This is a genomic window from Polynucleobacter acidiphobus (genome assembly GCF_003065385.1).
Taxonomy (GTDB): Bacteria; Pseudomonadota; Gammaproteobacteria; order Burkholderiales; family Burkholderiaceae; genus Polynucleobacter; species Polynucleobacter acidiphobus.
Genome location: NZ_CP023277.1, coordinates 514,420 through 538,213, shown reverse-complemented (window position 1 = coordinate 538,213; position 23,794 = coordinate 514,420). Strand labels below are relative to the sequence as shown.

The following is a 23,794-nucleotide window of genomic DNA, read 5'->3' as shown; positions in this document are numbered from 1 at the left end:
CAATTTACCTCGTTTAGAACAACAAACATCATTAATGAGCAGCCCATTGAATCGTATTGAGATCAATGCCGTCTTTGTACATTTCCCATAAGGGAGAAAGTTCCCGCAATTTTGCAATCTTGTCTTTAACCAACGCAATCGTGAAATCTACTTCTTCTTCAGTGGTGAAGCGGCCGATCGTAAAACGAATCGAGCTGTGGGCAAGCTCATCGTTGCGCCCCAAAGCGCGTAATACATAAGAAGGCTCCAAAGATGCAGAGGTACAGGCAGATCCAGAAGAGATCGCAATGTCTTTTAATGCCATCAACATCGATTCGCCTTCAACATAGTTAAAACTAATATTGAGGTTATGGGCAACTCGTTGGTCCATATCACCATTGACATAAACCTCTTCAATGTCTTTTAGACCAGCTAGTAAGCGGTCACGCAATTTGCGGATGCGAGCGGATTCCTCGGCCATCTCAATCCGAGCAATCCGGAACGCCTCACCCATGCCAACAATTTGGTGAACAGGCAAGGTTCCCGAACGCATTCCGCGCTCGTGACCGCCGCCATGAATTTGCGCCTCGATCCTTACTCGGGGCTTGCGGCGTACAAATAGAGCACCAATCCCTTTGGGACCATAGGTCTTATGTGCTGAGAAACTCATGAGATCAACCTTGAGCTTCTCCAAATCAATCTCAACTTTACCCGTTGCTTGCGCAGCATCCACATGAAAAATAACTCCACGCGAGCGGCACAACTCGCCAAGCCGGGGAATGTCTTGAATCACTCCAATTTCGTTATTGACATACATCACCGATGCCAAGATGGTGTCTGGACGAATAGCGGCTTCAAACTGAGCAAAATCAATCAGACCGTTTTCCATGACGTCGAGGTAAGTGACGTCATATCCCTCGCGCTCGAGCTCGCGGCAGGTGTCAAGTGTCGCCTTGTGCTCAGTCTTCACGGTAATAATGTGCTTACCTTTTTCTTTATAAAAATGGGCCGCACCCTTTAGAGCCAAGTTAATACTCTCGGTCGCACCACTCGTCCATACGATCTCACGGGGATCGGCATGAACTAATTTGGCCACCTCAACCCGCGCCTCCTCGACCGCTTCTTCGGCCGCCCATCCAAATGCATGGCTACGGGAGGCCGCATTACCAAATTGCTCCCGCAAATAAGGCAGCATTTTGTCAACCACGCGCTGATCAATCGGCGTCGTTGCCGAGTAATCCATATAGACCGGGAAATGCTTCGGGCTATAAATCGAAACGGGCTGCAATGCCGCCTTGAGTGGAGCGTTCATACTTAACCTTGTCTTGCTAAATTGAATACTGAGTTAATTAGGGGCCGCTTAGGAGCCTCTTCTTTTTTAGCAACTGCAGCGACTGCTGGCTTTTTCAACTTCGCAGGCTCAACACGCACTTTTTTCTCGCGCATATCAGCAATCACTACTCCGCGGCTTTCTTGCTGCTTCACTAAATCGCGCAAGGTGACCGAGTCTAAATACTCAACCATCTTGGCATTCAAATTGGTCCATAAGTCATGGGTCATACAGCGACTATGGGTGTCTTCCTCGCTATGGCAATTTCCCTTACCACCGCACTGGGTAGCGTCTAGGGGCTCATCCACGGCCACAATAATGTCGGCCACACTAACCTCCTCGGCTTTACGGGCTAAGGTATAGCCTCCGCCTGGACCGCGTGTGCTCTCAACAATGTTGAAGCGACGCAATTTTCCAAAGAGTTGCTCTAGATACGAAAGAGAAATCTTCTGGCGCTGGCTAATCCCAGCTAAGGTTACGGGGCCATGCGCTTCACGCAGGGCTAAATCAATCATCGCGGTTACGGCAAAACGACCTTTAGTAGTAAGTCTCATAAATCACCTTGGTTGTGGGTTGATATGGACAGCCATTGTCAGAAGGGTAATACCTGACAATTCTGGTCAAGTATAACATATTCCCGAGTATTTTTATCAGGAATAAGCCATAGGGGTAATGTGGGGATAAAAACGATAACCGCTTGATTTATATAGAATCTTTAGCAAGCGCCCCGAATGCCATCTCTTTGATTTTAGCAATCTGATCTCGAGTCGCTGCTGCCTTCTCAAACTCGAGATTTTTAGCCTCAGCCATCATTTGCTTCTCAAGGCGACCAATCTCATTTGCCAACTCACGCTCACTCATCATCTCGTATTGCGCCTTACGCTGAGCAACTTGCAACTCTACGCGCTTTTCTTGAACATCGTAGACGCCATCAATAATGTCTTTAATCCGTTTTTGCACCCCTTTAGGCTTAATACCATGCTGCAAGTTAAACGCAATTTGCTTATTTCTGCGACGCTCAGTTTCCCCCATCGCTCTTTTCATCGAGTCCGTTATTTTGTCGGCATACAAAATCGCTTTGCCATGAACATTTCGCGCCGCCCTTCCAATGGTCTGAATCAAGCTCCGCTCTGCTCGTAAGAATCCCTCTTTATCCGCGTCCAAAATTGCGACTAGGGATACCTCGGGAATATCGAGACCCTCCCGCAACAAGTTGATACCAACTAACACATCAAAAACGCCTAAACGTAAATCACGAATAATTTCGACACGCTCGACCGTATCAATATCCGAGTGAACGTAGCGTACTTTGACGCCGTTATCAGCCAAATACTCTGTTAATTGCTCGGCCATACGCTTAGTAAGCACTGTGACCAATACACGCTCACCCGCTTGAACACGTTCATGGATTTGACCCAGCAAATCATCCACCTGAGAGCTAGCGGGTAGAACCTCAATCGCAGGGTCCACCAATCCAGTAGGTCGCACGACTTGCTCAACCACTTGGCCCGTTTTTTGGTTTTCGTAATCAGCTGGGGTTGCTGAGACAAAAATTGCTTGACGCATCTTGGTCTCAAACTCTGGAAATTTCAGTGGGCGGTTATCCATTGCCGATGGCAAACGAAAGCCATACTCCACCAAGGTGTGCTTGCGAGAGCGGTCCCCGTTATACATCCCATTGAGCTGCCCAATCAAAACATGGCTCTCATCCAAGAACATCAGCGCGTCATCCGGCAGGTAATCGACTAAAGTTGGTGGCGCTTCACCCGGTTTCGCACCTGATAAATGACGTGAATAGTTTTCAATCCCTTTGCAAAAGCCGAGCTCCGAGAGCATCTCAAGATCAAATCGGGTACGTTGCTCTAAACGCTGAGCTTCCACTAATTTATTGTCTTTAACAAACTCGTCTAAGCGTTCACGTAACTCGGCTTTAATGGTTTCAATGGCCCTTAAAACCGTTTCTCTCGGGGTCACATAATGCGAACTCGGGTAGACCGTAAAACGCGGTAATTTCTGCTTGATCTTTCCAGTTAAGGGGTCAAAGAAATGGAGTGATTCGACCTGGTCATCAAACAGCTCAACCCGAATTGCCAGCTCGTTATGCTCAGCCGGGAAAATATCGATCGTATCGCCGCGGACTCGAAAAATGCCTCGCTGAAAGTCCATTTCATTGCGCTCATACTGCATTGAAATGAGTCGCGTCACAATATCGCGTTGACTTAATTTATCACCGGGACGTAAGGTCAACACCATGCTGTGATAATCGCCTGGATTGCCAATGCCATAAATGGCCGACACCGTTGCCACAATCACCACATCTCGGCGTTCCAATAAACTTTTCGTAGCAGATAAGCGCATCTGCTCAATATGCTCATTAATCGATGAATCCTTTTCGATGAACAAATCGCGCTGAGGAACGTAGGCTTCTGGCTGATAGTAGTCGTAATAACTCACAAAATATTCAACTGCATTTCTGGGGAAAAATTCCCGAAACTCAGAGTACAACTGTGCTGCGAGTGTTTTATTGGGCGCAAAGATAATGGCCGGTCGTCCCATCCTCGCAATGACATTGGCCATGGTGAATGTTTTGCCCGAACCCGTAACCCCTAACAGAGTTTGAAAAAGCAATCCATCCTCGAGTCCTTCGCATAACTGATCAATCGCAGCTGGCTGATCGCCAGCTGGAGGAAATGGTTGATAGAGTTGATAGGGTGAATTGGGAAAGGAAACAAACTTCGATTCATCCAGAGTCGCTGCCTGCTCAATCTTGAGTGCAACATCCTCATCAGCTCTAGTCGAATCGGTAAAAACGACTGAATCTGGATTCTTTTTTTTGTTGGTCGATTTTGGGGTGAGCTTTGGCATCTCGGCTATCATTTACGGCTAAGGATGAACTACCTAGCAATTTATAAACAATCTTCAATTTTGCCGTTTTTATTCCGTTTACACCAACCGCTTCTAAGAGCCTGATTTACAACAATTAATCGACATTGCCACCATGAACCTGTTTTCTTCCGTCCAGCTTGCTCCCAAAGATCCGATTTTTGGCCTAACTGAGGCTTACAACGCCGACCAAAGACCAAGCAAAGTTAATTTAGGGGTGGGGGTTTACTACACCGACGAAGGCAAAGTTCCCCTCTTACGCGCTGTCCTTGAGGCCGAAAAAGAAGTCGTTGCTAAAGAAGCGCCGCGCGCCTACATTCCGATTGAAGGACCGAATCCATATAACTCAGCAGTGCAGAACTTACTTTTTGGTGAAGACTCGGCATTGATTCAAGCTGGGCGAGTGGTCACTGCCGAGTGCCTTGGTGGCACCGGGGCCCTTCGCGTTGGTGGAGATTTTGTAAAACGCCTCGAACCCACTGCGAAGGCAGCCATTAGCTCCCCAAGCTGGGAAAACCATCGCGGTATTTTTGAAGCTGCTGGATACGAGGTTTTGGAGTACACCTACTTTGACCCAAAAACACGGGGCGTAGACTTTGATGGCATGGTGAAATCGCTAGAGTCTTTTCCTGCGAAAACCCTAGTCATCCTCCACGCCTGCTGCCACAATCCAACGGGAGCGGATCTCACCAAAGATCAATGGCAAACCATTATTTCGATTTGCCAACAAAAACAGTTGATTCCATTTCTTGATATTGCCTACCAAGGCTTTGCGGATGGCATTGAAGAAGATGGCTCTGCCGTACGTATGTTTGCTGATTCGGGAATTTCGTTCTTTGTATCGAGCTCTTTCTCCAAATCATTCTCTTTGTATGGTGAGCGCGTTGGCGCCTTGTCTATCGTGACACAAAGTAAAGAAGAATCTGCTCGCGTGCTCTCTCAGCTCAAACGTGTGATTCGAACCAATTACTCGAACCCGCCAACCCATGGTGCTGCGATTGTGGCGACGGTTCTCAACTCACCTAAGCTGCGTCAAATGTGGGAGGATGAGTTAGCTCAAATGCGCGATCGAATTAAATCCATGCGCCATGGTTTAAAAGAGAAACTGGCGGCAGCTGGTGTATCGCAAGACTTTTCATTTATTGAGGCACAAAGAGGAATGTTCTCTTACTCAGGATTGACTTCGGATCAGGTCGCCAAACTGCAAGAGCAAGATGGCATTTATGCCTTATCCACAGGACGAATTTGTGTTGCTGCCTTAAATACCAAAAATATAGATCGGGTCGCTCAGGCAATTGCCCGGGTTCTCATGTCAAAATAGGATCTTTGCTGGTTCTGGAGAGTATTGAATGCTTTATCAAATCTACGATTTCCAAAAAGCATTATTGCAACCCCTAACGGAGTGGGCAAAAACGACTGCTGAGACTTTTGTTAATCCTGCTAACCCGCTCTCTTTGGTACCCGGCGCAGAGCGTCTAGCAGCGAGTTACGAACTTTTGCACCGTCTTGGCAAGGACTATAAAAAACCCGAGTTTGGAATTCGTACTGTTAAAGCGCATGGTAAAGAGGTTGTTGTCCAAGAATTTACTGCCCTAGCCAAGCCCTTTTGTAATTTGGTCCGCTTTAAGCGTTTTTCAGATGATGTTGAAGTCATCTCCAAAATGAAGCAAGACCCGGTTGTTTTAATTGTTGCCCCACTCTCAGGTCATCACTCGACCTTACTGCGCGATACCGTGCGTACCATGTTGCAAGATCACAAGGTCTACATTACTGATTGGATCGATGCCCGCATGGTTCCAAATGATCAGGGTGTGTTTGGTTTAGACGATTACGTCCATTACGTTGAAGATTTCATTCGTCATATTGGCGCTGAAAACTTGCATGTGATATCAGTATGCCAACCAACCGTACCAGTACTAGGTGCTGTCTCTCTAATGGCTTCGCGCGGTGAAAACACGCCCCGCTCTTTGGTCATGATGGGCGGTCCAATTGACGCCCGTAAATCACCGACCGCAGTGAACTCTTTAGCGATGAGCAAATCGATTGAGTGGTTTGAGGCAAATACGATTCACAATGTACCTCCACCCCACCCCGGGGTCGGACGACGAGTCTACCCAGGGTTCTTGCAGCACATGGGTTTTATCGCCATGAACCCAAGCAATCATCTTCAATCGCACTGGGACTATTTTCAAAACTTAGTGCGCGGTGACGAACAAGATGCACAAGCCCATATCCGCTTTTATGACGAATACAACGCGGTGCTGGATATGGATGCCCACTATTACTTAGATACCATTCGTACTGTCTTCAAGGACTATGCTCTACCCAATGGGACTTGGATGGTTCGTAATGAGCTCGTTAAGCCACAAGACATTCAGCAGTCCGCCTTACTGACGATTGAGGGGGAGATGGATGATATTTCTGGGAGCGGTCAAACGCGTGCGGCTCATAAATTGTGCAAGGGAATCGAGGAATCGAGGAAAGAGCATTACGAAGTGAGCGGTGCCGGTCATTATGGTATTTTTTCTGGAAGTCGCTGGCGCAATAAGGTCTATCCCCGCATCCAACAATTTATTCGCGCTCACCACTCATCGAACCCCAGCAATCAAGACGCGAATTAAATTGCATCGGATTTAAAGTCCATGCCCTCAACCAAGCTGGCTGACCTACTCGAAGACGCACTTCCGCAAACACAGTGTACAAAGTGCGGCTATCCCGATTGCCGCGGTTACGCAGAGGCGCTCGCTGAGGGCGAAAAACCCAATCGCTGCCCCCCAGGCGGCGCAGAAGGAATCATTCGTCTTAGCCAAATTCTGAATTACCCATTAAATGAAGAAACCCGCACGATTGATCCGGAGTGTGGGGTTGAACGCCCCCGTCCAGTCGCCTGGATTGATCCGCAAGCCTGCATTGGCTGCACACTATGTATCCAGGCATGCCCAGTCGATGCGATCGTTGGGGCGTCAAAACAAATGCACACCGTTCTTCCTGAATGGTGTACCGGCTGTGATTTATGCGTTGCCCCCTGCCCAGTGGATTGCATTCATATGCTGAATGTAACGGGTGAGCAGACCGGCTGGAATGCCTGGTCACCCGCTCAAGCCGATCTTGCCAGAGCTCGCTACGAGTCGCATTTAAATCGATTCGAACGTGAGGAGCGCGATCAACAGGAGCGATTGGCTACTAAAGCTAAAGCGAAACTGGCCGCATTGGATCAGAATCAAGCCACAAGCCAAACGCAACTCGATGAAATCGAACGAAAACGAGCGATTATTGCTGCAGCCATTGCGCGAGTAAAGCAATCGGGTTCATCAACATCATGAATCTTGAGCAGCGCATTGCTTTTTTTGAGCAATTGAAGACAAACAATCCAAAGCCGACTACTGAACTCGAATACAGCTCGCCATTCGAACTATTAACTGCGGTCTTACTATCTGCGCAAGCAACCGATGTATCGGTGAATAAGGGTACTCGTCAATTGTTCGCAGTCGCCAATACTCCTAAAGCTATCCTAGAGCTTGGCGAAGAAGGGGTGCGTCCTTACATTCAACATATTGGACTGTATCGAACAAAAGGTAAACATTTACAGGAGACCTGTCGAATCTTGCTTGAGCGCCATGGTGGTGAAGTACCGAGAAACCGATCTGACCTTGAGGCGCTTCCTGGCGTTGGACGCAAAACCGCCAATGTCATCCTCAATACGGCATTTGGGGAACCAATAATTGCAGTCGATACCCATATTTTCCGAGTATCCAACCGCACAGGTCTTGCCCCTGGCAAAAATGTCCTTGAGGTTGAAAGCAAACTCATGAAACGGATTCCCAAGGACTACCTCATGGATGCCCACCATTGGCTGATTTTGCATGGCCGCTATGTATGTAAAGCTCGCAATCCGGATTGTGCGCAATGCATCGTCGAGCCTTTATGCTCCTATCGATATAAAACCAATCAAGGAAAAATACGTGGCGCTGTTTAACCCAAGTCGCGATGAGGTTCGACAATTCTTTTGCGGAGCGTGGCAAAAACAGTTATCTGGAGGTGTATTAACACCCCTTGAGATGATGGCCTGCTCATGGATCAAGCTTCACCCCGAATATCACACTATTTTGACGAGCAACCAAGCGCTTGCTCATGAATTCACGCCCGAACAAGGGCAAACCAACCCTTTTTTGCATTTAGCCATGCATCTATCGATTAGTGAGCAGATTTCAATTGATCAGCCTCCGGGAATCAAGTTGGTGGCCGAGCAACTTAGTCGAAAATTAGATTCAGAGCATGAAGCCCAGCATCAAATTATGGAATGCTTAGGGCGTATGCTTTGGGAATCGCAGCGTAACGGTCAAGCTTTAGATGCTCTAGCATACATTGATTCCATCCGAAAATTAATCTAGGCTTTTAATGAATCAAGCTTTTGAATCCGACCCAATTACTCTATTTCGTTCCAATTGGGCAACCTATCAAAAACTACTTGAGCATAACTACATGTTTCATCACGAATTAGTTCATGCTAGTCAACGGCTGATTCAATCAATTAATCAACCACTGTCTCTTGTAGATCTTGGTTGCGGAGACGCCTCGCTCTGTCAAATACTTTTTAAAAACAACCAAGTCTCACGCTACATAGCATGCGATCTTTCGCAACCAGCACTACAGCTTGCTAAAGTTAATTTGGCACCCTGGTCCTCGCAATTGGAATTAAATTGCTTAGATATGCTTGAGCAACTTCGTCAAATACCAGACTGCGCGCTTGATTTAGTATTTTCAAGTTATGCCATTCATCATTTGACCGATCAATCCAAATTGACTCTTTTTAAGGAATGCTTTCGGGTCTTAAAACACTCAGGGTCGTTTGTGTTGATCGATGTGATGCGTAATGATGGACAAAGTCGAGATGATTATCTCGATCAATATTTATATATGGTTGAAAAGGACTGGGTGGCGATCAACCCCATCGAACGCGCCCGCATTACTGAGCATGTTCGAGCCAATGACTTTCCTTTGAGCCCCTCTGAATATCAATCGCTTGCTCACCAGGCAGGCTTTCATAAGGAAGCCTTACTGGATGCCCACGGTTTTCATCAAGCCCGTGCCTATCAACGCTTAAGCTAAGTCGGCAATACCTGATCGGATCGCTTCCGGAATTCCCTTAGCAAGCTCACGTCGCGATTTAAGCACGGTATCCGCTGTATCGCGTTGTTTTGGCGACCAAATTGAATCTGGGAAGTATGGATCATCGGCAAAACGGGGAATCACATGCCAATGAAGATGCGGAACTTGATTACCTAATGACGCTAGGTTTATTTTTTGGGGTCGCATGACGCGGCGCACAGCAAACTCAACTACATCCACCAAGGCCAGCAAGATTTCTCGCTCAACTCGTGATAACTCACTCATCTCTGCAATATGTCGATTCCAAATGACCCGACAAAAGCCGGGCAAATCGGGAGCGTCAACCAGAACAACGCGCGCATCATCGCCGCGCCACACTAGATGCCCGCCCTCGTCTTGGCAAAGAATGCAATGGTTCATAGTCAGTACTGTAAAACAGAAAGGCGCCTAAGTCACCCTTTTGAGATGCTTAAGGCGCCTGCCATAACTGCATTAGCCGCCGATTAGGCGAATGAATGATTAATGAAATTGCTCTTCTTCGGTCGATCCAGTCAAGGCAGTTACCGATGATTTACCACCTTGAATCACGGTCGTAACATCATCGAAGTAGCCGGTGCCAACTTCTTGCTGGTGCGAAACAAAGGTATAGCCCCGATCCCGCGCTGCAAACTCTGGCTCTTGAACCTTCTCAACATAGGCTGTCATACCGCGCTTGACGTAGTCCTGTGAAAGGTCATACATGTTGTACCACATCGAATGGATACCGGCCAAGGTAATGAACTGGTACTTATAACCCATCGCACCTAACTCGCGCTGGAACTTAGCAATCGTTGCATCGTCTAAGTTCTTCTTCCAGTTAAACGACGGTGAGCAGTTGTAGGCCAACATTTTTCCGGGGAACTTCTCACGAATGGCTTCAGCAAACTTCTTCGCAAAATCCAAATCCGGAGTACCTGTCTCACACCAGACCATATCGGCATATTCTGCATACGCCAAACCACGAGAAATCGCCTGTCCTAGACCTTTGCGAGTTTTATAGAAACCTTCAGGGGTTCTCTCGCCAGTCAAGAACGGTTTATCGTTTTCATCGTAATCCGAGGTTAATAAGTCAGCAGCCTCAGCATCGGTTCTTGCCAAAATAATGGTTGGCACACCCATGACATCGGCAGCTAATCGAGCGGCAATTAATTTCTGTACAGACTCTTGAGTGGGTAACAGCACCTTACCGCCTAAATGTCCGCATTTTTTAACGGATGACAATTGATCTTCAAAGTGCACGCCGGCTGCGCCATTTTTAATTAGCGCCTTACTTAATTCGTAGGCATTCAGAACACCACCAAAGCCCGCTTCAGCATCGGCAACGATTGGTGCAAAGTAATCGATATAGCCAGGATCGCCTGGATTGATTCCTTTAGACCACTGAATCTGATCTGCGCGCTCAAAGGTATTGTTAATCCGCTCAACCACCTTAGGTACTGAATCCACTGGATAGAGGGATTGATCAGGATACATTGCTGCGTAGGTATTGTTATCAGCAGCTACTTGCCAGCCTGACAAATAGATTGCTTTAACGCCTGCCTTCACTTGCTGCATGGCTTGACCACCGGTCAATGCGCCCAAGCAATTTACATAGGCTTCGTTGTTCACTAAATTCCATAATTTCTCAGCACCCTGCTTCGCTAAGGTGTACTCCGGGCGAACAGAACCACGAAGACGAACGACGTCTTCTGCGGTATAGCCACGCTTTACCCCTTGCCAACGTGGATTGGTATCCCAATCCTTCTGAATAATTGCTGCTTCTGCTTTACGAGTCACCATATTGCTCTCCTTCATTCACGATAAAAATGGATATCGACGAGGGCTTGAGAAACCCAAACTCTTATGTCTTATATAAGAGTTTAGAGAGCTGCTTGTAAATAATGCCAAAAATGGCTTTGGTTCAATAAATAAATTAAATCAATAGATTCAGTTACTTATTAATATAATTTTATGATATGAAATATTGATTTAGAAAATGAAATGTACTAACAATTTTCATTTTTCCATGATTCCATCTAATGAAATTTCGATTTCATCAGATGGGAATTAGATTTAACCTGCTTTAGCTTGTCGATTGGGGATGCTACCTGCAACTCTGAATGCCGTAAAGATAATCAAACATTGAATAAATGCAACCCCTAAGAAGAGCCAATTGGGTCTGCCGGCATCGAGCAAAATGCCAAAGGCAAGAGGGCCGACTGAGGCGCCAAGGTCGATGCCTGAGTAGACAATGCCATAGACTCGACCTGAGGCGCCTTGTGGCGTTGCTGACCGAATCATTAAATCGCGTGAGGGTGCGGCGATACCTAAGCCAATTCCAATCACAACAAACAGAGTTGGAATCACGGTAGCCGACACCAACTCTGCACCAATGATGAGGGACATAAGTGCACTAACAAATAAGCAGATCACGACTGTACGTTCTGGTGCAGCAAAACGACTTGCCAGATAACCCCCAAGCAACATACCCCCAGCAGTTCCAAGCGCAAGCAGCGTCAGGAAAAAGTTCCCGGAGGCAACCGAGATTTCATAAGTCTTAAACAAGGCACTTGGGGCAAATGATTGAATACCTGACATGGCCACCATGCTAAAGAAGAAAAACAGCCAGCATAGCCAAACGGCAGGCAACTTTAAGAAATCAAAAGTTCCCAGGGGGCTATGGTTTGGGTCTTCCTTACGGGCATTCGCCAAATTACTAGCTTGACGTTCTTTTGCATCATCCGTTAACAAATCGCGGTTAAACCACAGTAATACCAGAACTGAGAGTGCCAAGATAGCTGCCGCCATCATCGCCGTTCGCCAGTTTGCCAGTTCGGCAATGGCCACCATAAAGACTGGTGCCAAAGCCCAGCCTAGATACCCAGTAACGCCATGGAAGGAATACGCATAGGGCAATCGTTTTGGTGAAATCTTATGGTTAATGAGTGTGTAATCAACTGGATGAAAAACACCGTTACCACACCCCATCAAAATCGCACCAATCATTAATCCTAAATAGCTTGAACTCACAGCATAGGTCACTGCTGATAAGGCCAACAATCCAATTCCAGCGAATAAGACTGGACGAGCGCCTTTATGATCCACCAAAAAGCCAGAAGATGCTTGCACGATGCAGGAGACCACAAAGAACACGGTCATCAATAAACCGAGTTCGGCATACGACAGGCCGAATTCAATCTTGAGCCAGGGAAATAGCGGGGGAAGAACTAAATGGTAAAAATGCGAGGTACCGTGCGCAAGGCTAATCAAGCCAATCGTACGGTTATCACTAGAGTAAAAACTGCCTTGGGCAAGCGACATGGCACTAGTTTAGCGCCAGTCGCCCAATCCTCCAAAATACTTAATGCACAAGACGTGAAAAGCTGAAATCGCCCTTTTTATCCACATCCACCGGAATTACATCCTGTGGGCCAAATTTACCCTCCAAGATCATCTTCGATACTGGATTTTCAATGTGTTGCTGAATCGCTCGCTTGAGTGGTCTGGCTCCAAAAACGGGGTCAAAGCCAACCTCGGCTAACTTATTCAACGCTGCATCGCTAATATCCAACTGCATATCAAGACGAGCTAAGCGCTCGGATAGGTTTTGCAAGAGGATTTTTGCGATCGAGGCAATATTCTTTTGATCAAGTCCATGGAAGACCACGATCTCATCGACTCGATTTAGGAACTCAGGTCGGAAATGATTCTTAAGCTCTCCAAAAACTGCTTCTTTCACCTCAGCTTGGTTTTTACCTGTCATGGACTGGATCAAATGAGAACCGATGTTACTGGTCATCACAATCACGGTGTTTTTAAAATCAACCGTGCGACCCTGACCATCGGTTAAGCGCCCATCATCCAATACCTGCAGCAAAACATTAAACACATCAGGATGCGCTTTTTCGATCTCATCAAACAAAATCACACTATAAGGTTTGCGACGAACCTGCTCGGTAAGATAACCGCCCTCTTCATAGCCGACATATCCAGGAGGTGCGCCAATTAAGCGAGCGACACTGTGCTTTTCCATGAACTCACTCATGTCAATGCGGATGAGTCGGTCATCGCTATCAAACAAAAACTCAGCCAACGCTTTGCAGAGCTCTGTTTTGCCGACGCCAGTAGGTCCTAAGAACATAAATGAGCCATAGGGTTTATTTTCTTCAGAGAGGCCAGCGCGCGAGCGACGAATCGCATCCGATACCGCCCGGATAGCTTCATCTTGCCCCACCACGCGTTCATGTAAATGCTCCTCCATTTTTAAGAGCTTGTCGCGCTCACCTTGCATCATTTTGGAAACAGGAATACCGGTAGCACGCGAGACCACCTCCGCAATCTCTTCGGCACCAACTTGGGTGCGAAGCAATTTTGGCCGGCTTGTGTCGTTTTGCTCTGCTTTTGCTTCAGCAGCAGCCGCTGACTTTAGCTTTTGCTCGAGCTCAGGCAATTTACCGTATTGAAGTTCAGCTACTTTCTCGAGCTTACCCTCACGCTGCAGCTTGGCGATTTCTGCTTTGACGCGTTCAATCTCTTCCTTCACGGAAGCAGCACCCAAGGCTGCACCCTTTTCTGCCTTCCAAATTTCTTCAAGGTCGGCGTACTCGGCACCCAAACGGGTGATTTCCTCTTCAATAAGATCTAGGCGTTTTTTGGAGGCGTCGTCCTTCTCTTTCTTGACCGCTTCACGCTCGATCTTTAATTGGATCAGGCGGCGATCCAATTTATCCATCACCTCGGGCTTTGAATCAATTTCCATCTTAATGCGAGAGCCAGCCTCATCGATGAGATCAATTGCTTTGTCCGGCAAAAAACGATCAGTGATGTAGCGGTGGGAGAGCTCGGCTGCGGCCACAATCGCAGGATCGGTAATCTCAATTCCATGATGAAGTTCATATTTCTCTTGTAAGCCACGCAAGATCGCAATCGTCGCCTCAACACTGGGCTCGTCAACCATCACTTTTTGGAAGCGGCGCTCTAGAGCAGCATCTTTTTCAATGTATTTACGATATTCATCCAGCGTGGTGGCACCAATACAGTGGAGCTCACCCCTCGCCAGTGCGGGCTTTAACATGTTGCCAGCATCCATCGCTCCATCGGCCTTGCCGGCTCCAACCATCGTATGAATTTCATCAATAAACATAATGGTGCGGCCTTCGTCTTTTGCAACATCATTAAGAACGGCTTTTAAGCGTTCTTCAAACTCGCCGCGATACTTGGCGCCCGCTAGCAAAAGAGCCATATCCAGCACCAAGACGCGCTTGTCTTTTAAGGTTTCAGGTACTTCACCGTTCACAATGCGTTGCGCAAGGCCTTCAACGATGGCGGTTTTACCGACCCCTGGCTCACCAATTAAGACTGGGTTGTTTTTGCTACGCCGCTGAAGAATCTGAATCGCACGACGGATCTCGTCATCCCGCCCGATCACTGGATCGAGCTTTCCAAGTCGAGCACGCTCGGTCAGATCAAGGGTGTATTTCTTTAGAGCCTCGCGCTGCCCTTCGGCATCGGCTGAGTTCACCGATTCCCCACCACGAACGAGATCAATCGCCGCCTCTAAGGCCTTGCGGCTTAAACCATTCTCACGGGCAGCTTTGCCAAGCTCACCTTTATCGTCTGCCAAAACCAATAGAAATAGCTCGCCAGCAATAAATTGATCGCCGCGTTTACTTGCCTCTTTTTCGGTTTGATTGAGCCAACTTAATAAAGTTCGACCGACCTGAACATCGCCCCCGGCGCCCTGCACCTGAGGCAATTTGGCGATCATCGCCTCAGCCGCTTTTTCAAGGCCAGCAACATTGGTACCGGCCCGAGTTAATAAGCTTCGCGCCCCTCCATCTTGCTGGCGTAGCATGGCAAGGAGCAAGTGTTCGGGTTCAATGAACTGGTTATCGTTACTTAGGGCAAGGCTTTGTGCATCCCCTAACGCTTCCTGGAATTTAGTGGTTAATTTATCGATCCGCATGATTTAAATGAATTTATTTACTAATTAATAAGTCTACTTAGAATATGGGGGTAAAACCCCATTATTCAAGTTTTTTATTTCAATGCAACGTGCGATGGCTTGGTACCTCTACTTACTCGAATGCGCCGATGGTAGCTATTACACTGGCATTACCAATAGGCTTGAGGAGCGGATCAACGCGCATAACGGAGGGCTTGGTGCGCGTTATACGCGCGGACGAGGGCCAGTGAAGTTGCTGGAAGTAAGGTCCTATCCTGACCGCTCAGGCGCATCTAAAGCAGAAAGTGCTGTTAAGCGTCTGCCGCGCTCACAAAAAAGAGCATTCTTTGGTAGTCAGTCCTAGGTTTTAGTCCAGCGGGCCAAAGCCTCATCGTCTGAAACGCGAGCATCGACCCAGCGCGCGCCGTTTGGAGTATCCTCTTTTTTCCAAAACGGTGCCTGTGTCTTTAGGTAGTCCATGATGAACTCGCATGCAGCAAAGGCTTCTCCGCGATGAGCGCTGGTGACGGCCACCAGCACAATCTGATCGAGCGGTTGCAAGGGGCCGACCCGATGAACAATCAGCGCTTGATGAAGATCCCAGCGACCCTTGGCATGGTCAATAATTGACTGTAAGGCTGCTTCAGTCATTCCCGGATAATGCTCCAAAGTCATTTGCCGTACAGCGGTACCGTCATTCAAATCACGAACCGTGCCAATAAAAATAGCGACTGCACCAACTGAACCGTTACCACTGCGCAAATTGGCGATTTCAGTGCTTAGATCAAAATCCTGCTCTTGAATACGAACTGGCATCTTAGCCCCCGGTTACTGGAGGGAAGAAAGCGATCTCGGCACCCTCCAATAGAGTGGTGTCCGCACTAACCATTTGCTGATTGAGGGCACAGCGCAAGACGCGATCCTTAGACAATACATCGGACCATGGCGCACCTCGCATTGTTAAGAAAGCGCGAAGATCCGCAATGGTTTTGACCGAGTCGGGAATCACAATCTCTTCTTGCGCCACACCTAAGCCCTCCCGAATCGAAGCAAAAAAACGCAGATGCAGTTTCATGGTCATGGGTTAGTAAAGTAGTCCGCTAAAGGGGATATATCGAACCATATCACCCTTTTTAAATCCCTGTCCGGCAGGGCAATCAATCAAGCCATCCCCCCAGGCTGCGCTTGTTAAAACACCCGAGCTCTGATTAGGAAACAGATCAAGGCCGCCTTCTGCATTCATTTTGACTCGCAAAAACTCATTGCGACGATCTGGCTTTAGCCAATCAAAATCGGCTCTCACATGAAAAGATGGTGGCGTTAAATCGGATCGCCCTTGAAGTTTTAAGATAAACGGACGCACAAATAGAATGAAGGTCACAAAGCTTGATACTGGATTGCCAGGAAGACCGATAAACCATGCTTCGTGATTTACCTGGTTTTGTTTACGAACCGCTCCAAATGCCAGCGGTTTACCTGGCTTGATACCAATCTGCCATAAATCCAGTCGACCTTCCGCAAGAACGGCTGGCTTAATGTGATCCTCTTCGCCCACCGAGACTCCGCCCGAAGTAATGATCAGATCATGATCCTCGCTAGCAGTTCGCAAGGCTTGGCGAGTTGACTCCAATCGATCGGGAACAATCCCATAATCCGTCCCAACACATCCCATACTCCGAATCAGTCCCAATAAGGTGTCCCGATTGGAGTTATAAATACCGCCTGGCTTTAAAGGTTCGCCGGGCAAGGAAAGTTCATCGCCCGTAAAAAAGGCTGCCACCCTCACCCTCCGCTTGACGGGTAGCTGAGCATAACCAGCAGACGCAGCAACGCCCAGGTGCTGGGGTCTTAAAACAGTGCCGGCCGATAAAGCGACCTTTCCGACACTTAAATCCTCGCCACGTCGACGAATCCACTGCCCCACACCAGGAATAGTGTTAATTTGCACCAAATCCGATTGAGTCTGAGTTACGCAATCCTCTTGCATCACAACCGCATCGGCCCCTGGGGGTATCGGTGCACCCGTAAAGATCCTGGCAATGGTCTTGGGCTTGAGCGGCTCGCCGACTGATCCCGCAGGAATGCGCTGATCCACTTTTAAGATCACGCCTGGCTCCGAAATATCCTGAGTGGCTAGCGCATAACCATCCATTGATGTGTTATCGAGCGGCGGCACATCAACCATACTAACAATGTCTTCAGCAAGCACACGCCCTAGCGCATCTTGGGTTGGCACTAACTCTTGGGCCTCAACAGGTACAGGATTTTTCAGTAAATGCGATAAAGCGTCGGCCGCAGTTAGCAGTGGTGGTTTGTTACTCGAGGATGCGCTAATGGCCATGATCAATTGACGTGATCTTGGATAAAGGCCTTCACCGTCAAAGTGCTAGCCGGTACATTCGTCACACGTTGTGGCTTATTTTTGATGTCCCGAAATGCGGCTGGGCAATCTGCAGGACGACCCAATGCCTCTTGAATCGTTTCTTCAAACTTAATTGGTAAGGCGGTCTCAAGCACTAACATCGGAATCCCTTCTTGCAAATGCTCGCGCGCCACTTTAATCCCATCAGCAGTATGGGTATCAATCATGACACCGTAGCGCTCATCCATATCCCGAATCGTCTCTAAACGATTTTGATGGGTACTTCGACCAGAAACAAAGCCAAATGTAGAGATGGTTTTAAATGCCGGATCATTCGATAAATCAAATCCGCCATCCGTTTCTACTTGTTTAAATAATTGGGCAGTGCGCTTGCCGTCTCGACCAAGTAGATCAAAAATAAAACGCTCAAAATTACTTGCCTTCGAAATATCCATCGACGGGCTAGAGGTATGCAAAGTCTCCGCCGATTTGCGTGCCCGGTAAATACCGGTTTTGAAGAACTCATCGAGCACATCGTTTTCATTGGTTGCAACTACTAATTGCGCAATCGGTAAACCCATCATCCGGGCAATATGTCCTGCGCAAACGTTTCCGAAATTACCAGATGGCACCGCATAGGAGATTTTTTCCTCACTCGACGTAGTTGCTAATAAGTAGCCCTGAAAGTAATACACCACCTGCGCTAGAACACGTCCCCAATTAATGGAGTTCACCGTCCCAATCCGATACTTGGCTTTGAACTCCAAATCATTACTAACCGCTTTAACGATGTCCTGGCAATCATCAAACACCCCGTCGACGGCCAGATTAAAAATATTGGGGTCTTGCAGGGAGTACATTTGTGCTGACTGGAAGGGGCTCATCTTGCCACGCGGCGACAGCATAAATACTTTAATACCCTCTTTGCCTCGCATGGCATATTCAGCCGCACTTCCAGTATCGCCAGAAGTGGCTCCTAAGATATTGAGATCATGCTTAGCACGCTTTAATGCGTACTCAAAGAGATTGCCTAATAACTGCATGGCCATGTCTTTAAAGGCAAGGGTTGGGCCATTCGATAAACTCAAGAGCCCTAACTGTGCGCCCTGCTCCTGACCCAACCAATGCACCGGGGTAATGTCACTTGCCGCGTCACTGGAACGGCCATTGCAATAGACCTGCGGGGTATAGGTCTTTTGAAGCAAGGCTTTTAAATCATCAGCGGTAATATCGTCGCAATACAGCCGAATAATTTCAAATGCTAAGTCGGGGTAAGAGAGACCCCTCCAAGAATCCAACTGCGCCTTCGTTACCTGAGGATAGTGAGTTGGCAAATACAAACCCCCATCAGGTGCTAAGCCACCTAATAAGATTCCCTGAAAAGTTTGTTCTGGGCTTGCGCCTCGAGTTGATTGATAACGCATATGTAGAGACTTGGTCTAGGAAAGATTTTCAAGACGAATCTTCACAATCTCGCCGATTACTGTTTTTAGATCTTGCATCTCCAGCAAAGCAGCGCTCATATTCTTTTCTTTGGTCTCATGGGTCAAGATTACAAGATCCGTCTGACTTTCCCCTTCAGCAGCTTCTTTTTGTAACAGTGCATCGATCGATACGCCATGCGCAGCCAAAATTCGTGTGATATCGGCTAAAACGCCAGCCTGATCAGCAACTGCTAAGCGTAAGTAATAACTCGTCGTTACCTCTGCGATCGGTAGGATCGGGGTATTTTGCAGAGCATCAGGCTGAAACGCCAAATGGGGTACCCGATTTTCAGAATCTGCAGTTTGTAAACGCGTAACATCAACCAAATCGGCAATCACGGCTGAAGCAGTTGGCTCCGAACCAGCGCCTTTGCCGTAATAGAGAGTGGTGCCTACGGCATCACCAAAAACTTGTACTGCATTCATCGCGCCTTCAACATTAGCCAACAAACGCTTCGCAGGGACCAGGGTTGGGTGGACGCGTAACTCGATACCACTCGGGGTTTTCTTGGTAATCCCTAGAAGCTTGATGCGATAGCCCAATTGCTCAGCATACCGAATGTCGATAGCGGATAGCTTGGTAATTCCTTCAACATGTGCTTGTGCAAATTGCATCGGCACCCCAAAGGCGATAGCACTCATGATGGTTGCTTTATGGGCCGCATCAATTCCTTCAATATCAAAGGTTGGATCTGCTTCGGCATAGCCCAAGCGTTGCGCCTCTTTTAATACCGTATTAAAGTCCAAACCCTTGTCGCGCATTTCTGACAAGATGAAGTTAGTGGTGCCATTAATAATTCCAGCAATCCATTCGATCCGATTAGCGCTCAAGCCCTCACGCAATGCCTTAATGATGGGGATCCCACCTGCGACAGCAGCCTCAAATGCCACCATCACTCCTTTAGCATGCGCTGCTTTAAAGATTTCATTGCCATGCACAGCAATTAATGCTTTGTTAGCAGTCACCACATGTTTTCCGTGGGCAATTGCCTCAAGAACCAAGTCCTTGGCGATACCATAGCCGCCAATTAGCTCGACCACAATATCAATCTCGGGGTTCTGAATCACCTTTCGTGCGTCATTAACCACCTCGGCATGGCCTTGTACAAGCTCTTGAGCGCGCTGGGTATTCAAATCGGCCACCGTATGAATCCGGATGCCGCGACCTGCGCGCCGCTGAATCTCCTCTTGATTGCGAGCGAGAACGGTAAAGACTCCGCTGCCAACGGTACCAATACCAAGAAGTCCAACTTGAATGGGTTTCATCATGCTTTTACTGTGGTTGCCGCGACCGAATTAGTTGCGTGTTTCGTGCGATAGCGTTCAAGAAAGTGTGAAATCCGTTTGATAGCCTCACGCAAGGTGTCTTCATGAGGTAAGAAGGTAATCCGGAAATGATCCGGTTTGGGCCAATTAAAACCAGTACCCTGCACCAAAAGAACTTTCTCCTCTTTGAGAAGATCGGCAATGAATTGTTGATCATCTTTAATCGGATACATCTGTGGATCGAGCTTTGGAAATAAATATAAAGCTGCTTTTGGTTTAGCGACACTAACCCCAGGAATCTCACTCATGAGCTTATAGGCCAAGTCACGTTGACGAGTTAAGCGACCATCCTTGGCTACCAGATCATTAATACTCTGGTAGCCGCCTAATGCCGTTTGAATCGCATATTGCCCGGGAACATTGGCGCAAAGCCGCATCGAGGACAGCATATTTAAACCCTCGATGTAATCGGTAACCATCGCCTTATCACCAGAAACAACCATCCAACCAGAGCGATAACCACAGGAGCGGTAGTTCTTTGACAAACCATTGAAGGTAATGGTGACCACGTCGGTCGATAACGATGCTAGCGAAATGTGCTTCTCACCATCAAAGAGCATCTTGTCATAGATTTCATCGACGAATAGGATCAAATTATGCTGTCGTGCAACCGCAATAATTTCCAGCAATACCTCTTTGGAATACAAAGCACCCGTTGGATTATTGGGATTAATCACTACGATGGCCTTGGTGCGCGGCGTAATCTTGGAGCGAATATCACTCAAGTCGGGCTGCCAATCCTTCGACTCATCGCACAAATAGTGATGCGGGGTCCCGCCTGATAAAGAAACAGCCGCAGTCCATAGCGGGTAATCGGGTGCTGGTACCAACACCTCATCGCCATTGTTTAAGAGTGCATTCATCGCCAGAACAATTAGCTCAGAAGCCCCATTGCCGGTGTAAATATCATCTAAGGTAACGCCCTGAATCCCTTTTTCTTGGCAGTACTGCATGATGGCTTTACGGGCCGCAAAAATCCCTTTGGAATCCGAATAAGCGGACGCGTTTCCCAGATTACGAATCATATCGAGCTGGATTTCCTCTGGGGGATCAAAGCCGAACACCCCGACATTACCAATATTGAGCTTGATAATTTTGTGCCCTTCCTCCTCCATGCGTTGTGCAAGTTCAAGGACAGGGCCACGAATGTCGTAGCAGACGTTGTTTAATTTGTCGGACTTTTGTATGGGTTTCACAATCGGATCTTCTACAGGGTTAAGCCATTGAAATTTAGGGATAATTTGCTAGCTATAATCCCCTAATTATGACAGAGCCTCAGCGTGAAGTTACATTCTGACCCACAATCTAGCCAAAATACGATTACCGGCTACGGAATTGGCTTTATTGAGGTCAACAAAACCCCATATTCGCACGCCCTGATCGTTCAGCCTGATCGCGCAGTGATGGCGTGGCCGGTTGAAGAAGGACCCGAGCTCACAGAAGATCATTTCTCGATGATTAGTGGTTTGCAACCTGAGTTGGTGATCATAGGCACCGGCAAGAAGCAGATATTTCTAAACCCTAAGATTCTGCAACCACTCATTAAAGCCAAAATTGGTTTTGAAATGATGGATTCCCAAGCAGCATGCCGCACCTATAACATCTTGATGGGTGAGGGACGTAAAGTGCTTGCCGCCATCATCTTAGAGAAAAATTAATCAGATGCTTGCTGAGCGCCAACTCACGCCACTAAATGCAGTTGCATTGTTGATTGTCTTCGTCCTTGCGAGCATATTATGGTTTGCCACCCTGGACTATCGGCATCTAATTCCGACGGACGAAGGTCGCTACGCACAAATGGCCCGCGAGATGATGGTGAGCGGCGATTACATCACGCCTCGCTATAACGACTACAAATATTTTGAAAAGCCGCCACTGCATATTTGGGCCTCAGCGATTACGTTTCAGCTCTTTGGGCTGGGGGAATGGCAAGCGCGCTTTTGGAGCGGACTGACTGGTTATCTCACCATTTTATTGGTTGGATTTACTGCGGCTAAATTGTTTGGGCGGGTGACCGGATATTTAGCAGCACTCATTTTGTTATCGAGTCCCATGTGGGTCGTAGGCGGGCATTTCAATGCGCTCGATATGGGCTTATCAGCCTTTCTAAATTTGGCTTTGTGCTCACTCTTACTGGCTCAACATGCCTACGAACACCATCGCCCACAATCGGGTCGCTATTGGATGTGGGTCTGCTGGCTGGCAATGGGTCTGGCGACCCTATCAAAAGGCCTAATTGGCATTGTGATTCCGGGAATGGTGCTATTTGCATATATCGTGACGCGCTTTGACTGGAAAATTCTGGCTCGCTTGCATATTGTTAGTGGACTCGTAATTTTTTTAATCGTCACTGCTCCCTGGTTTATTGCTGTATCAATCCAGAATCCAGAATTTGCCCATTTCTTTTTTATTCATGAACATTTTGAGCGCTTTACGGCAACAGCGCATCGCCGCACAGCACCGGTTTACTTTTTTTTGCCATTAGTAGCAATTGGTTTCTTACCGTGGATGCCCCAGTTCTTTCGGTCTGCATGGCAAACGCTCAGACAATACCGAATCGGATCATTCTCGGCACCATGGATGCTCTGGGCATGGTTCGCAGTCATCCTAATTTTTTTTAGTATCTCCCGCTCAAAATTACCGGGCTACATCATGCCGGTATTTCCAGCCTTGGCTATTTTGGCAGCCAAATCGATCGCTGATTATTTGGAATCGCATGCGCATCATTCCATTGGGTGGCGATTACAAACCTTATTTTTTACCTTACTTGCCATCACGGGATTTTTCTTCCTATCTGAAATTGGGCGCAACGGTCAACCGGATGAAGTGGACGCATACCAGGCTTACACCCTCTGGATTGTCATCGCTCTGTCCTGCTTATTGGCATTTAGTTTGGTAGCAAGTCTCCTTGCTAAGCGCAACGCGCTACTCAGTATTGCCCTATTTGCTTTTGGTTTTTTCTTAACCGCTACCATCGCTGGAACGGGGCATGAGACTCTTGGTCGCGCTGTTTCTGGGTATGACCTAGTGCAAAAGATTAAATCACAAATCCCAAGCGATGCCAAAATTTATTCGGTTCGTTTACTCGATCACACTGTTCCCTTTTACCTTGAACGCAATACCATCATGGTCGAGTTTACCGATGAGCTGACCTTTGGCGCCAAACAAGAACCTCAAAAATGGATTCCGACGCTCAATGAGTTTGTTATCGTCTGGAACCAAGATCCCAATGCCGTCGCAATCATGAGTCCGGTAAAGTACGACGAACTCAAATCCCTGGGGCTTCCTATGGAAGAATTGGGTCGGGATAGTCGACGCGTTGTAGTTCGACATCCACAAGAGCCTTTGCGACAATAGGC

Annotated in this window: 22 protein-coding genes; 9 read left to right on the top strand and 13 right to left on the bottom strand. The window is 47.6% G+C overall.

The window, feature by feature from the left end:
* Positions 1-31: 31 nt before the first annotated feature.
* The 3 genes from AOC32_RS02895 to uvrB all read right to left on the bottom strand — a co-directional run bounded on the left by AOC32_RS02895 (position 32) and on the right by uvrB (position 4,174).
* Positions 32-1,291 (bottom strand): IscS subfamily cysteine desulfurase, encoded by a 1,260-nt coding sequence (locus tag AOC32_RS02895; protein WP_108508048.1) that lies wholly within the window; start codon positions 1,289-1,291, stop codon positions 32-34.
* Between the two features lie 2 nt (positions 1,292-1,293).
* Positions 1,294-1,863 carry a Fe-S cluster assembly transcriptional regulator IscR gene (gene iscR, locus AOC32_RS02890; RefSeq protein WP_108508047.1) on the bottom strand — a complete coding sequence of 190 codons (570 nt, stop codon included), beginning with the start codon at positions 1,861-1,863 and terminating at the stop codon, positions 1,294-1,296.
* Between the two features lie 148 nt (positions 1,864-2,011).
* Positions 2,012-4,174: an excinuclease ABC subunit UvrB gene (gene uvrB, locus AOC32_RS02885; RefSeq protein ID WP_234409789.1), complete on the bottom strand. Its 2,163-nt coding sequence runs from the start codon at positions 4,172-4,174 to the stop codon at positions 2,012-2,014.
* Positions 4,175-4,307: 133 nt separating this feature from the next.
* Here uvrB and AOC32_RS02880 point away from each other — a divergent pair, with 133 nt between their 5' ends.
* Genes AOC32_RS02880 through AOC32_RS02855 form a run of 6 tightly spaced genes read left to right on the top strand, consistent with a single transcriptional unit; the run spans position 4,308 to position 9,301 of the window.
* Positions 4,308-5,513 carry an amino acid aminotransferase gene (locus tag AOC32_RS02880; RefSeq protein ID WP_108508045.1) on the top strand — a complete coding sequence of 402 codons (1,206 nt, stop codon included), beginning with the start codon at positions 4,308-4,310 and terminating at the stop codon, positions 5,511-5,513.
* A gap of 28 nt (positions 5,514-5,541) precedes the next feature.
* Entirely contained in the window at positions 5,542-6,813 is a 1,272-nt protein-coding gene (locus tag AOC32_RS02875; RefSeq protein WP_108508044.1) for a polyhydroxyalkanoate depolymerase, read from the top strand.
* Between the two features lie 21 nt (positions 6,814-6,834).
* Positions 6,835-7,515 (top strand): electron transport complex subunit RsxB, encoded by a 681-nt coding sequence (gene rsxB, locus AOC32_RS02870; RefSeq protein WP_108508043.1) that lies wholly within the window; start codon positions 6,835-6,837, stop codon positions 7,513-7,515.
* A complete protein-coding gene (gene nth / locus AOC32_RS02865; RefSeq protein WP_108508042.1) occupies positions 7,512-8,168 on the top strand; it encodes an endonuclease III in 657 nt (218 codons plus the stop codon). Before rsxB ends, nth begins: the two co-directional genes overlap by 4 nt.
* Entirely contained in the window at positions 8,161-8,583 is a 423-nt protein-coding gene (locus tag AOC32_RS02860) for a DUF1841 family protein (RefSeq protein WP_108509312.1), read from the top strand. Before nth ends, AOC32_RS02860 begins: the two co-directional genes overlap by 8 nt.
* Before the next feature lie 7 nt (positions 8,584-8,590).
* The gene (locus AOC32_RS02855; protein WP_108508041.1) at positions 8,591-9,301 is read left to right on the top strand and encodes a class I SAM-dependent methyltransferase; all 711 of its coding nucleotides are present in this window, start codon (positions 8,591-8,593) and stop codon (positions 9,299-9,301) included.
* On the opposite strand, the gene AOC32_RS02850 is transcribed toward AOC32_RS02855, so the two are convergent.
* From AOC32_RS02850 to clpB, 4 genes are all read right to left on the bottom strand, one after another.
* Entirely contained in the window at positions 9,293-9,721 is a 429-nt protein-coding gene (locus tag AOC32_RS02850; protein WP_108508040.1) for an HIT family protein, read from the bottom strand. The two genes, AOC32_RS02855 and AOC32_RS02850, sit on opposite strands and share 9 nt — an antisense overlap.
* A 99-nt stretch (positions 9,722-9,820) precedes the next feature.
* Positions 9,821-11,119, bottom strand: coding sequence for an isocitrate lyase (gene aceA, locus AOC32_RS02845; RefSeq protein ID WP_108508039.1), 1,299 nt, complete (start codon positions 11,117-11,119; stop codon positions 9,821-9,823).
* Positions 11,120-11,392: 273 nt separating this feature from the next.
* A complete protein-coding gene (locus AOC32_RS02840) occupies positions 11,393-12,640 on the bottom strand; it encodes an MFS transporter (protein WP_108508038.1) in 1,248 nt (415 codons plus the stop codon).
* A 40-nt stretch (positions 12,641-12,680) separates the two neighbouring features.
* Positions 12,681-15,284: an ATP-dependent chaperone ClpB gene (gene clpB, locus AOC32_RS02835; RefSeq protein WP_108508037.1), complete on the bottom strand. Its 2,604-nt coding sequence runs from the start codon at positions 15,282-15,284 to the stop codon at positions 12,681-12,683.
* Positions 15,285-15,378: 94 nt separating this feature from the next.
* On the opposite strand from clpB, the gene AOC32_RS02830 reads away from it, so the two are divergent.
* Positions 15,379-15,627 (top strand): GIY-YIG nuclease family protein, encoded by a 249-nt coding sequence (locus AOC32_RS02830; RefSeq protein WP_199908520.1) that lies wholly within the window; start codon positions 15,379-15,381, stop codon positions 15,625-15,627.
* Here AOC32_RS02830 and moaE read toward each other — a convergent pair.
* From moaE to AOC32_RS02800, 6 genes are read right to left on the bottom strand one after another with little or no spacing between them, the layout of a single operon-like run.
* On the bottom strand, positions 15,624-16,079 hold the full coding sequence (moaE, locus tag AOC32_RS02825; RefSeq protein WP_108508035.1) for a molybdopterin synthase catalytic subunit MoaE: 456 nt from the start codon (positions 16,077-16,079) through the stop codon (positions 15,624-15,626). The genes AOC32_RS02830 and moaE overlap by 4 nt on opposite strands.
* 1 nt (position 16,080) lies before the next feature.
* Positions 16,081-16,338 (bottom strand): molybdopterin converting factor subunit 1, encoded by a 258-nt coding sequence (gene moaD / locus AOC32_RS02820; protein WP_108509311.1) that lies wholly within the window; start codon positions 16,336-16,338, stop codon positions 16,081-16,083.
* 9 nt (positions 16,339-16,347) lie between these two features.
* Entirely contained in the window at positions 16,348-17,604 is a 1,257-nt protein-coding gene (locus AOC32_RS02815) for a molybdopterin molybdotransferase MoeA (RefSeq protein ID WP_108508034.1), read from the bottom strand.
* A gap of 2 nt (positions 17,605-17,606) precedes the next feature.
* A complete protein-coding gene (gene thrC, locus AOC32_RS02810; RefSeq protein ID WP_108508033.1) occupies positions 17,607-19,049 on the bottom strand; it encodes a threonine synthase in 1,443 nt (480 codons plus the stop codon).
* A 15-nt stretch (positions 19,050-19,064) separates the two neighbouring features.
* Positions 19,065-20,375, bottom strand: a complete 1,311-nt coding sequence (locus AOC32_RS02805) for a homoserine dehydrogenase (RefSeq protein ID WP_108508032.1) — start codon at positions 20,373-20,375, stop codon at positions 19,065-19,067.
* Positions 20,375-21,631, bottom strand: a complete 1,257-nt coding sequence (locus AOC32_RS02800; RefSeq protein ID WP_108508031.1) for a pyridoxal phosphate-dependent aminotransferase — start codon at positions 21,629-21,631, stop codon at positions 20,375-20,377. The genes AOC32_RS02805 and AOC32_RS02800 overlap by 1 nt, the downstream gene beginning before the upstream one ends.
* An 84-nt stretch (positions 21,632-21,715) precedes the next feature.
* Here AOC32_RS02800 and AOC32_RS02795 point away from each other — a divergent pair, with 84 nt between their 5' ends.
* Positions 21,716-22,093, top strand: a complete 378-nt coding sequence (locus tag AOC32_RS02795; protein ID WP_108508030.1) for an Mth938-like domain-containing protein — start codon at positions 21,716-21,718, stop codon at positions 22,091-22,093.
* A 4-nt stretch (positions 22,094-22,097) separates the two neighbouring features.
* Positions 22,098-23,792: a glycosyltransferase family 39 protein gene (locus AOC32_RS02790; RefSeq protein WP_108508029.1), complete on the top strand. Its 1,695-nt coding sequence runs from the start codon at positions 22,098-22,100 to the stop codon at positions 23,790-23,792.
* The last annotated feature ends 2 nt before the right edge of the window (positions 23,793-23,794 follow it).